This is a genomic window from Nocardia sp. SYP-A9097 (assembly GCF_009649815.1).
Taxonomy (GTDB): domain Bacteria; phylum Actinomycetota; class Actinomycetes; order Mycobacteriales; family Mycobacteriaceae; genus Nocardia.
Window position 1 is genome coordinate 1 of record NZ_WJIC01000006.1, and the last position, 11,291, is coordinate 11,291.

Below are 11,291 nucleotides of genomic sequence, written 5' to 3' on the forward strand. Positions count from 1 at the left end.
ACCCCCACCGCCACCCCACAACCCCCCGGTGGTCGAGCAGACAGTGCTGCGTCAGCCCCCGGCCCCCGAGTCGCCGGCGCAGCAGAAGCCACCCATCGCCGAGGAAGTGCCGCAGCCGAAGTCGCTCGTTGCCGAGGAAGTGCCGCGGCCGAAGTCGCCTGTCGCGGAGGAAGCGGTTGAGCCCAAGCCGCCCGTCGCCGAGGCAGTGCTGCAGCCGAAGTCGCCGGTTTCCGAGGAAGCGATGCCGCCGAAGCAGCCGATTGCGGAGGAAGGGGTGCCGTCGAAGCCGGTTGCGGAGGCGGTGTCGAAGCCGCCGGTGGTCGCTGAAGCGGTTGTGCTGGAGCCGGTAATCATCGCCGAAGCGGTTGGGCCGGAGGCGGATTCGCATGGTGCGATGCTGTTCGAGGGCACTCTGCCCGAAGGCGGTGAACCGCTCTACCGGGGTGTGCCGAGGCTACTGCCGGACGGTTCGGTGAATCCCGCGTACACCGCCGCCCTGTCCGGAGTGGTGACCCCGCGCGGCACCCTGGACCTGGACTACGAAGGCCACACCTCACACCTCGGCGAGCAGAGCGACTCCACCTCCTGGTCCCGAAACCGTTCCACCGCAGGCGTCTTCGCCGGTAACGACGGCCTCATCCTGGAATGGCGCACCGGCCTCCCGCCCGCCGACGCCGCCTGGCGCTTCAAGCCGATCTACGACCTCGACGACGGCTTCTCCCAGGTCTTGATCCAAGGCACCCTCACCGGCGCCCGAGCCATCCGCTTCCTGCCCGACCTGCCCGCCCCCGCAACCTCCGAAATCCCCACCGCCCACCCCGAATCCGGCCTACCCGCACGCCCCGTCACCCCGGCCACTCCCGCTCCGGTCACTCCGACACCGGTCGCCGAATCAGAGGCTCCGCCCCACCGCGCCGAGCCGACGACCGACGATAAGGTCAACGGCGCGAACGAAATCGCCCTCCCCGGCGAGAAGGACGGCGCGAGCGCGTCCAACGACACCGACGGCACCGACGCGGCCGAGGATACGCAGCCGAACGCTTCCGGTTCGGGTCACGACTCCGGCTCGGGATCCGGCAGAGGCGGCCGGCACGGCGGTGACGATATCGGCGACGACAGCGCCCACGGTGACGATGCCAGCGGCGATGACGCCCCCGGCGACGACGGAGACGCGTCGAACCTCGCCGCATCGGACCCGAATGTCTTGAAGCCGAAGGGTTCGGACCCGGATAGCTCGGTTCCTGATAATTCGATTCCCGACAGTTCGGATCCGGCTTACACCGATCCTGACAGCTCGAATCCGACCAGTACCGATCCTGACGGCTCGAATCCGATCGCCACCGATCCTGACGGTTCGGATCCGGTAGTTACTGATCCGGATGGTCCGGAACCGGTTGTTACTGATCCTGATGGTTCGGATCCGGCGGGCACCGATTCTGATGGTCGGGATCCGGCGGGCACCGATCCTGATGGTCCGGATCCGACGGGGCTCGATCCTGATGGTTCGGAACCGACAGGCACCGATCCTGACGGTCCGGAACCGGATGGCACTGATCCCGGCGACTCCGATCCGGATGCGCCGGATGCGGGAGATTCGGGGCGGCGTCGGTCCGAGTTGAATTGGGCGCATGTGCGGTCGCATGTGCCGCATGTGCCACATCAGGATCCGGACTACAACCTGCCCGATTACACACCGGAGCCGTCGCGGGAGCCGCACCCGTGGACTCCGCCGCCCGCGGACGATCAGCCGCAACCCGAGCCGCAACCGCAGCCGCAACCCCAGCCATATCCCCAGCCGCAGCCGGGCGGACCTGGTGGGCCGTCGATGCCGCATATGCCGGAGATGCCGCAGCCGTCGATGCCACCATTGCCGGAATCGCCACTGCCGCCGAATGTTCCGACGCCGCCGGAGGGCTGGCCGCCGGGAATGGCTTGGCCGCCGACCATGCCGAATCCGCCCGCGGGTTGGCCGCCGGAATGCCCTTGGCCGCCGACTGATTCGTGGCCGCCGGGCGTACCCATGCCGGGATCGAGCTTGCCGAGTGCTTCGACGCCGTCGTATGGCCGGCCGGGTTCGTCTCAGCCGATGCCGTCGTACGATTCGCCGGGTTCGACCGTGCCGTCACAGTCGATGCCGTCGCACTCGACGCCAGGTTCGCACGCGCCTGCCCAGTCGGCTCCGTCGAATGGCTTACCGCAGGCCTACGATCCGGCGGAGGCCGTGAACCGCCTGCTGGAGTCCCTCGGCGAACGCGCGAACCCGGGTGGTCCGGGTTCCGGCACCCCGGCTTTGACTCCGATGCCGGGTGGTCCCGGATCACCGGGCGGATTCGCCCCGAACAGCGGCTGGCCCGAGGATTCCGATGCCCCGCGCGGCGGGATGTCGGGCGACCCCACCGCGAATGGTGCTGCGGCGGCGAATGGTTCGGGCAGCCCGATGGGCGGCGCGCCCGCGATGCCGCCGGGCAGTGCGGCCGCGAGCAATGGCGCGAAGGGCAATGGCGGCCGTGGTGATCGCCGCTTCCCGCGCGCGGGTGGCGGTCCGGCGAAGAACGGGATGATCTATCTCCGTTCGCATTCCGGGTACGGTGAGTTCGCCACGTTCGATCCGGCGACGGGTCTGCTGCAGTCGGCCCCGGTCGCGACGGGTGCGCTCGCGGGTGTGTACGGCGATATGGATGGCATCCAGGTGGTGTTCTACCGCGCCCCGCAGGGTCTGGTGCTGCGGGTGGGGGAGCAGGCGATCGAGATCGACCAGTTGGGTGCGGAGGCCATATGGGAGCGCACCACCCAGGGTTTCACCCGTTTCACGGTCTCCGCGGGTGGGCATGCGCAGTGTGAGCTGCGTTATCGCCCGGTGGGCGCGGACGCGGATCTGGGTCTGCTGATTCGCGATGTACTGGGTGATCCGGTTCGCCGGATGGGGATTTTCGGGTGAGCGACCGATTGCGAATTTGCCTGTTCGTCCGGTTCCGGCAACCGCCCGGTCGGCTCGAATATGCGATGCTGAGGGTTGATTCCACGAACGAGGAGGACGGACGTGCGCTACGGCGGCCACCCGAGCGACGAGCAGTTGCGGCGCAGCTTCGACACCATGCTGGAGCAGGTGCTGTCCGGCCGCGGCCTGCGCACCGAGACCGGACTCGATCTGCAGACCGTGCAGGCGCTGCGAGCGGTCGGAGCCGCCTTTCCGAATGCGTCGCAGGAGCTGATAGCGCAGGCCCGCAAGACCTTCGGCGGTCAGTTGGACGGCACCAACGCCGCCGCGCGGCGCGCCGAGATGGACCGCCTGCTCGCCGAGGACGAGTAGCCGTTCCGCCGTGCTCGATCGTGGTCGGTGCGCCGCCGTTTCGAATGTGACCGTCGAGGAGACGATTTACGCGTGACCAGCAATCACGACACCGCTCAGGCCGAAGACGCAGCGCCGGACCGTGATCCGGAGCTGGACCTGCTCGCCCCGGTACTCGGCACCGATGACCCGAACCGTGAATCCGCCGGTGCGGCAGCGGGTTCCGGCGATTCCGCCGAATTCGCCTATGCGGCAATGGAATCCGCCCCCGATGTCGGCTTCAACCTGACTCCCGGCCCGGCCGATACCCCCGGCACCATGGATGTCGCCGATCAGGCCAGGGCGGTGGCGCACCGCATAGCCCAGGAGTTGATGGCGCTGGGCCCCGACGGCTGGGATCGCGTGCACGCGGCCTTCGCGCTGACGGTGACCGGCCAGCTGTCCCGCGTCACCTACGCCGATGATCAGCAGCGCCAGGTCCGGATCCTGCCCTCGCAAGAGGTGCTGAATCTGGTAGCCACGCATCGCGCGGTATCGGCCGAACTCGGCGACGGCCCCTGGTGGCGTTTCGAAATGACGGTGACCGCCGCCGGTGAGCTGGAGGTCGATCACGACTACGGTGACGACCCGTTCCCGGACGACCAGCTCTTCGCACCCCAGGAGTATCTGGCCGATCTGGAGGCGCATCCGCGCGCGAGCCTGCCGACCTGGCTGGCCGCCTATGTGCACCATGGCAATCGGCAGGGCCGCACCCCGCAGCAGGCCGCCCTCGCCGCCCGCGCGGACCGTGAATCCGGGCTGCTGCCAACGGTTTCCGAGAACGACTTCCCGAATTTCGACCTGCTGTGGGCACGTTGGTCCGCGCTCGCGGCGGCCTTCGTCGCCATTCGCTCGGACTGGGGCCCGCGGGTCCTGCCGTCCTTCGGCTGGTTCGAGGGCTCGCGCCGCTCCGGCTCCTCGCTGTATGCCCTGCCGGGCGGTCGCGCGGTGCTCTCGGGCGGTGTCTGGAATGCCCCGGAGCTCGATGCCGCCTACAACGGCCGGTTCGCGCTGCCGAACTTGTACGCGGGCGCACCGCGGTGGGTTGCCAACTCGGTCTTGAACTCTCGCGCCAGCGGCGGCCTGCTGACCTTCTGCTACTGGTGGGAGCGTGGCCGCTGGTATCGCGCCGACTCCCCGCGCGCCACCGAACTGGCCGCGGCCGTCCCCGGTATCTGGACCACCGGCACCGTCGCGGAGGTGATCTGCGGTCTCCTCGCCGACGACCCGTCCGATGCGTTGCGCGGCGCGGTCGCCGCCTATGTCGAGGCGGCCGAGCGCGGTGATGTCACCCATGCCCAGCTCGACGAAACCTTCGGTGACACAGCGGATCTGGATGGCGCGCACTATCAGCTCACGCTGTCGGGCGTGGCCCGTACCGGCCCGGAACCGCTGCCCGAGGCCGAGGCCGTCGCCGAGGTACTGCGCCATATCGACACCGCCGGCGTGGACACCGCCGGCTATCCGCTGGATCAGCTTCGCGCGGAACGTCTTCCGGTCGGCTGGCTCATTTACGCCCCCGCCGAACGGGATGAAATCTCGGTCCAGCGGGCATTGTTCTACATAGCGGACGACGGCGTCGTGGAGGCCGCGACCTCGGCCACCCCGCCGTCGGTCTACCTGCCCGGTTTCGAACAGCGCTTCCGTGCCAGGCACGCGTAACGGAATCGTTCGAATGGGTGGCTGAATTGTACTGGTGCGCACTAGTGTTCGACGGACACGTGAGGGTAGGAGCGGGACGTGGGTGACGACGACAATCCTTGGCTGGGGCTGGACCAGCAGGCGCGCGGGGGCACCCTGCATCTGGCCCCGGGGGTAGGGCAGGCGGCGTCCAAGCTCGCCGCCGATGTGGCGAACTCGCTGGGTATCGCGCTGACCTATCAGGCGCTGCTCACCGACCACAAGGGCTTCAGCGATAACAATCATCTGTCGCAGGTGCTGGCGCTCAAGGACCGTTTCAATGCGCAGGGCGGGCGCCTCGGCGACATCCTGAAGCGATACATCGACCTGGTCGAGGCCATGGCCGACACCATGATCGTGGCGGACCGGAACTACAGTGCGGCCGAAGAGGATTCGAAGGCCATGTTCACCCGGTTCAAGAAGGAGTCCGCCATCCACCCGGCCTCGGGCACCCCGACGCTGGTGACCGGCACCAAAATCCCGGTGTGGAACGATGATTCGACCCCGCTGCTGGACGGTAAGCACGGCAATCCGGACCTGGTGAAGATTTCCAGGGAGAAGGGGCATTACGACGCGATCGATCCCGAGGACCCCAAGGGCAAGGACCATATGTGGCTCCATCTCGCGGGTGCGGGGATGAACCCCCAGTTGGTGGCCGATATCGGTGGCACCTGGCTGACCGTGGCGGACAAGGTGGAGAAGAGCTTCGCCCATCTCGTCACGAAGCTGGACGACATCAAGGGGAGCTGGAGCGGTCAGGGCGGGGATGCGGCGCGCCGCGTCGCCGGGGAGTTCAAGACCGAGGCCGACGGCCTCACCGCCGATGTCCGCGCCATGGCGTCCAACCTGAACTACGTCTCGGGCTGGCTGGACCACACCAAGGCGCAGATGCCCAATGCGCCAACCGATTTCGACTACGACCACCCCGCGCGTGAGGAACGGATCCTCAATGCCGCACGGTTGGCCTTCCAGCGCTGGTACGTGACCGGCCTGATCGCCGCCGGTCCGGCCATTCCGAAGCTGGTCGACCCGCTGGCACAGCTGCCCGGCGTCGCACCGGTGAGCTATTCGTTCACGGGCGGCGGTCCCACGTCGACGAATCCGAATCAGTTCGCCTTCAAATCGGCGACGCCTCCGGCGGACGGGTTCAGCATGAGCAGGACCGATCCGAACAGCAAGAATCCGCAGAGCATCGATCCGAGCAAGAACAACCCCGGCAATACCGATCCGGGCAAGAACGATCCGAACGGTACGCAGGGCAAGAACGATCCGAGCGGCACGCCGGGCAAGAACGATCCGGGTAAGACCGATCCGAGTAAGACCGGCCCCAACTCGACGGACCCCAGCCAGAACAATAGTCAGAACACCAGTAACGGTACGTCGCAACAGAGTTCGAACGGATCCACGGACGCCTCGCAACTCACCAGTGCCCTGCAGGGCCTGACCTCGAATCAGGCCAAGACGAACGATCCCAGCTCAACCCTGGCCGGTATCCCCAACCTGCTCAGCAATCTGAGCAAGGACCTCGCCAAGGGCGGCGGTCCGGGCGGCGGCGGTCCGGGCGTGAGTCCCGCGTCCGCGCCCAAGGAGCTCACCTCACGTCTGTTCCCGCGCGCCGCGCTCTCGGCGGAGATCGAGGGAGCGATTACGACGAGTGCGCGCGCCGGAATCGCCACGGCCGGTGCGTCTCCCATGGGCGGCGGTATGGGCGGTTCCCCGATGGGCGGCGGTCATGGCGCGGGTGGTCAGGGTGGTCAGGGCAAGGAGCACAAGCGGCCCGAATTCCTGGACTCCACCGAATATCTGGAGGAGGCCATGGGAGCGGCCCCGATTGTGGCGAAACCCGTGGTGGAGGGCTGAGTTCGGTGCTTCGATCCTGGTCTTTCACGGATCTGGAATTCCTGGCGCTGTGGGAGGAGCGCGGTGTGGAGTTCCTGCCCGAGCCGCTCATGTTCTCCAGTCGGACCCAGTGGTGGAGCGAGCATCTGGACGAGATGGCCCGCACCCGGGACGGTCTGCGCGAGCGCGAGCCCGAATGGCAGGACATCTTCGACACGCTGTCGCTGCCCGATGTCCGGGTGGAGATGCGCGGCCGGGACGGTCGTGACGCCGCCGATCCCAAGGGCAGCATCCGCCTGCTCGGTGCGCGCCGCGGCGATGTCGGCTACCTGGTCGTGCAGCAGCCCGGTGAAACCGTCAGCCACAGTGCGGGTTTCGATGTCATCGCGTGTGATGCGGGGAGGCTGGCGGCCGAGATGATGGCGGTGCTCCCGGAGACCGCGCCGGGCCGTGGCGGAGAGCTCGTGCTGGCCGAACCGGCCGATATCGAGGAGCACGATTACGGTTTCGGCCTGTCCCCGGCGCACGAGACCATGGACGGCACGGTCATCGATCGCGCGGCCGATTTCCTGTCGGCCCCGGTGATGAGCCGCGGCTGGATCGAAGTGGTGCAGGGGTATTCGCGGTTCGGCCCGCGCGGAATCACCCGGCATCGGCTGGAGTGGCGGGACTTGGCCGACGACGGCCGCTATGTGGTCACCGGTGACCATCCGCGGGTGGCGGCCCCCGCCGATCTACGCCGGATGGTGGCGACGGTGGAGACTCGGATCGCCGAGGTCCTCGTGGCAATCGAGGACGAATGACCAGCGAAAAGGAGGGTGCGCCAATGCAACTGGACGAAGTACCGTTTCCGACCGAGTTCACGCTCGCGTCGCGGAGCGGTGCGGTGGTCGTATGCACCACCGAGCAGGGTCTGCCGCTCGGTGTGAGCGTGGAGCGCGATCAACTGCGCGGTGATCCTTCGGCCTTGGCCGCGGAGGTCTTGCGCCTGTGTAAACAATCCGCCGCCCGCGCCGGATTGCAGCGGCGTGAGCAATTGCGCGCCGCCGGACTGGCTCCGGAGCTGCTGGCACTCACCGGATTGCCCACGGCGGCCGAGGTGACGCGTCAGGAAATCGTGGAGGAGCAGGACTTCGACACCGAGCCGGAGAGCTGGCTGAGGCCCATTTGAGCGCTGCGAAAGCCGCAGCGCGGCAACCCGATCCGAGTCGCGGGATTACCCGCAGCTCACCTGCCGTTAACCGGGCACGCCGGAAGTTCGCACAGACTTTGATATACCGGCCGAATCTCCGCTCTGTATAGTTCATTTCGAGTTGATCTTCCTGATGGGAGTCTCATGAGCAACCTCGCTGCCAACCCGGACGCGATTCGCCACTACGGCGATGTCTCCGCCGCCATGGCATCCACCATCGCCGGTGCCGCCGCCGCCGACCAGGGGGCCACGCTGGCGGCCATCGTCCCGGTCTTCGGTCTGATCGGGCAGGAATTCCTGCTGAGTTTCGCGGGCGCACAGGGCAATCACTTCGCCTCGACCGCCGACCTCGCCGCCGTGCACGCCGGAACCGCGATCACCGCGCACGAGGCCGCCGCGGCTTACGATGCGGTCGAATCACACTCCAGCGTGGACTTCCTCTCGCTGACGCAGGAGCTATGAGCTCACCGCTGGCGTCGGGCTCGCCCGATCCCACCGTGGCGGATCTGCTGCGCGGCACCGATATCGGCGCGCTGCTGGACCGCCCGGTCAACGACATCCTGCGGGATCTCGGCCTGACGTCGCTGCCCCAATTGCCCGCCATGCCGCCGCTGCCGGGTATGCCCGCGCTGCCGGTGATCGACCTGTCCGCGCTCACCCGCCCGCTCACCGATCTGGCGCAGGCCTTCGGCACCGGTCAGCTCGGTGGCGCGAGTGTCGATCCGACACAGGTGCTTTCGACGGTATCGAGCGCGCTGCAACAGATCATGACCATGGCCTCCTCGCTCATGTCCATGGCGTCCTCGGGCGATTGGCAGGGCGCGGGTGCGACGAGTGCGCTGGAGAAGGGCACCGCGGCGCAGGCGGACGCGGTGGCGTTGCAGACCCAGAACGGCGAGCAGAAGGTGGTGCTCGGCGGTGCGGCCGGCTCGGTGGCGACCGGTGCGGCCTCCATGGCCACCATCATCGCCAAATTCCTCACCGGCGTCACGATCTCCGCGCCCTTCCTGGTGACCCCGCCCGGGCAGGCGTTCCTGCTGTCCCTGGCGAGTGAAACCGCGGCCGAGGCAACGGCGGTCACCGCCAAGACCAAGGCCGAGTTGGGCGTGCACAGCGCGAATATGACCGTCGCCGGACAGAAGGTACAGGTCACCAACGCGCCCAGCGGGGTGGATTCGCTCTCGCAGGTGACCCAGCTGCTGAGTGTGCTCTCGCCGCTGGCCAGCGCCGCGGGCTCCGGTGTGCAGCAGATTCAGTCGATCGCGCAGACCCTGACCACCGACACCACCGATACGGTCGTCCCGGTGGATGACACCCTCGACACCACAGGTGGCGGGATCGCGCCCGGTGGCGGAATTCCGCTCGGTGGTCTGGGTATCAGCGCTGCCACGCAACTGAGCGAGTACACGGGCACCCGCTCCGCCTCGGCTCCGGCGTCGAATCCGCCCGCCGCCGCGCAACCGGCGGCGGCCGCCCGCACCACCGCCGCTCCCGGCCCGAGCATGATGCCGCCGATGGCCGCTGCCGGGCTGGCGCCGCACTCGGACGAGGGCGATGTGGACGCGGAGATTCGTTCGCAGATGGTCACCGGTGAGCACGGTGACGATGTGGTGGGCGATCTCGGCAATACCGGTGTTCCGGTGGTCGGCGCGGTGGGTTCCGTGAGTCCCCGGGTTCCCACCACCAATCTCTGATCGGTCCCGCGGTCGTGAATTCGGCTGCGGGACTTCAGTATCGGGTGACTTCGCCTTTGTAGATGCGCTGTTCCCGCTGATCGCCTTCGATTCCCAGGTAGGGGCAGTCCTCCGCACCCTGCCGGAGCGTCGCGGTGTCGTCACCCGATTCGATCCACAGCAGCTTGCCCGTGTCGAGCCAGGGGAGCAGGTCGAAATCCTTGGTGCGGCGTCCAGGCAGTCGCTCGGCGTATTCGCGTTCGAGGCCGCGCGGGTCCAGCACCGGATTGCCGTGCTGTCCCCAGAGATCCTCCAGGGCAATGTCTTCGGGTCGTCTCGGCGCGAAATATGTTATCGCCCAACCGGTATGGCGGCCGATCGGTAGCTCGGTGATGACGGCGCGGGCCTCGGGCTGTTCCAGCAGGTGGGGCAGGATGAAGGGCATGCCCGGTCCGGGCCGGCAGTCGTATGGGGCGAAGGTCGGTGGTTCCGCCAGCCGCACGGCGCCTTTCATGGCGATCCAGGTCTGCGGCAGTCCCGTCGGCAACTGCTGCACCGGGTTTTCCGACCTCCAGTACCAGCCATCGAGATCGCCGATGTCGAGGGCCCAGTGCGCGGTGCTGCCGGTCAGTGGGCACCGTGCGAGGGCAATGCGGGGGAGCATCTTCTGGTATTCGCTGTGCAGGTCGAAGGCCAGGTAGATGGCCTCCCGCCCCTCGGCCGAGTGCTGATCGGCGCGGTACAGCTCCTCCAGCCGGAAGCCCTCGTCGAGTAGCTCCCGCCGTCGCGCGAGGTCGAAAACAACCACCCGGCAACCCCTTTCGAATCAGCCGGTAATGAGCTGGACCGCCGCGTCCTTGGCGGCCTCGTCCACCTCGCCCACGCGGCAGCCGCGCGCCAGAATGTGTTCGACCAGTTCCGTCTCGGGCGGAAACCCGTGCTTGCGCAGATAGTGCGGCACCGATCCAGACCACACCCATACCCCGTCGGTCCGGAAGTTCAGCGGCACATCGCGCTGTTCCGGCGCGAATTCGTCGGTGTCGAAACTGCGCGCCGCCAGCACCACCGGCGCGGATTCCAGATACGCCAGGACATCATCGGCGAACCAGGGAATCACCGGCGACCGGTTGGCCAGCGGCCGGCCGTTCTCGTCCCGGCCGTCGTAGACCCGGGCCATACGGAGCGGGTGCGGGGAGCGCTCGATCATGAATCGCAGCCTATGTCAGGCCCGGCCGCCGAGTTGTTTGTCCTCGGTGAGATTGCCGTCCCGATCCCAGCGCGTACGGTGCAGCGGGTTGCCGTTCTCGGCGAATGTGCGCAATTCCGCCAGCTGCCCATTGGGATGCCATTTACGCCATTCCCCAACGGCCGCGCCCATATTGATCCCGCCCTCGGCCCTCTTGGCGCCGTCCGGATACCACTCCTGCTGGCGGCCGTGCTTGACGCCCTCCCAGTAGTCGGCCGCCAGAATGAGATTGCCATTCGCGTCCCGATACTCGACCTCGCCGGTGACGTGCTCGTCGTCATGCCACAGCAGCGTGTCCTCACCCGTGTACGTATCTCGGCTGTCGACTTTCAC

11 protein-coding genes are annotated in these 11,291 nt (G+C 67.7%); 8 read left to right on the top strand and 3 right to left on the bottom strand.

Translation table 11 applies throughout. The features are described from left to right. Positions 1–28: 28 nt before the first annotated feature. The 8 genes from GFY24_RS14390 (at position 29) to GFY24_RS14425 (ending at position 9,733) form a co-directional block, all read left to right on the top strand. The gene (locus tag GFY24_RS14390) at positions 29–2,938 is read left to right on the top strand and encodes a hypothetical protein (RefSeq protein ID WP_153805568.1); all 2,910 of its coding nucleotides are present in this window, start codon (positions 29–31) and stop codon (positions 2,936–2,938) included. A 102-nt stretch (positions 2,939–3,040) separates the two neighbouring features. Beyond that, positions 3,041–3,310 carry a hypothetical protein gene (locus GFY24_RS14395; RefSeq protein ID WP_309230847.1) on the top strand — a complete coding sequence of 90 codons (270 nt, stop codon included), beginning with the start codon at positions 3,041–3,043 and terminating at the stop codon, positions 3,308–3,310. A gap of 72 nt (positions 3,311–3,382) precedes the next feature. Continuing rightward, positions 3,383–4,990: a hypothetical protein gene (locus tag GFY24_RS14400; protein WP_309230848.1), complete on the top strand. Its 1,608-nt coding sequence runs from the start codon at positions 3,383–3,385 to the stop codon at positions 4,988–4,990. 78 nt (positions 4,991–5,068) lie between these two features. After that, entirely contained in the window at positions 5,069–6,868 is a 1,800-nt protein-coding gene (locus GFY24_RS14405; protein ID WP_153805569.1) for a WXG100 family type VII secretion target, read from the top strand. A 5-nt stretch (positions 6,869–6,873) separates the two neighbouring features. After that, positions 6,874–7,650 carry an ESX secretion-associated protein EspG gene (locus GFY24_RS14410; protein ID WP_194852867.1) on the top strand — a complete coding sequence of 259 codons (777 nt, stop codon included), beginning with the start codon at positions 6,874–6,876 and terminating at the stop codon, positions 7,648–7,650. Positions 7,651–7,673: 23 nt separating this feature from the next. Continuing rightward, entirely contained in the window at positions 7,674–8,018 is a 345-nt protein-coding gene (locus tag GFY24_RS14415; protein WP_153805571.1) for a hypothetical protein, read from the top strand. A 165-nt stretch (positions 8,019–8,183) separates the two neighbouring features. Further along, positions 8,184–8,501 (top strand): type VII secretion target, encoded by a 318-nt coding sequence (locus GFY24_RS14420; protein ID WP_153805572.1) that lies wholly within the window; start codon positions 8,184–8,186, stop codon positions 8,499–8,501. Then, complete coding sequence (locus tag GFY24_RS14425) at positions 8,498–9,733, top strand: hypothetical protein (protein ID WP_153805573.1); 1,236 nt, start codon at positions 8,498–8,500, stop codon at positions 9,731–9,733. Before GFY24_RS14420 ends, GFY24_RS14425 begins: the two co-directional genes overlap by 4 nt. Positions 9,734–9,767: 34 nt before the next feature. Here GFY24_RS14425 and GFY24_RS14430 read toward each other — a convergent pair whose 3' ends face one another. The 3 genes from GFY24_RS14430 to GFY24_RS42940 are packed head-to-tail and all read right to left on the bottom strand — an operon-like array spanning position 9,768 to position 11,291. Continuing rightward, the gene (locus tag GFY24_RS14430) at positions 9,768–10,520 is read right to left on the bottom strand and encodes a hypothetical protein (RefSeq protein WP_153805574.1); all 753 of its coding nucleotides are present in this window, start codon (positions 10,518–10,520) and stop codon (positions 9,768–9,770) included. Between the two features lie 18 nt (positions 10,521–10,538). Next, positions 10,539–10,919, bottom strand: a complete 381-nt coding sequence (locus GFY24_RS14435) for a hypothetical protein (RefSeq protein WP_153805575.1) — start codon at positions 10,917–10,919, stop codon at positions 10,539–10,541. 15 nt (positions 10,920–10,934) lie between these two features. Beyond that, positions 10,935–11,291, bottom strand: a complete 357-nt coding sequence (locus GFY24_RS42940) for a toxin-antitoxin system YwqK family antitoxin (RefSeq protein WP_194852868.1) — start codon at positions 11,289–11,291, stop codon at positions 10,935–10,937.

Coding starts and splice junctions, on each gene's coding strand:
- GFY24_RS14420 (WP_153805572.1), top strand. CDS start 8,184: ATGAGCAACCTCGCTGCCAACCCGGACGCGATTCGCCACTACGGCGAT.
- GFY24_RS14415 (WP_153805571.1), top strand. CDS start 7,674: ATGCAACTGGACGAAGTACCGTTTCCGACCGAGTTCACGCTCGCGTCG.
- GFY24_RS14425 (WP_153805573.1), top strand. CDS start 8,498: ATGAGCTCACCGCTGGCGTCGGGCTCGCCCGATCCCACCGTGGCGGAT.
- GFY24_RS14435 (WP_153805575.1), bottom strand. CDS start 10,919: ATGATCGAGCGCTCCCCGCACCCGCTCCGTATGGCCCGGGTCTACGAC.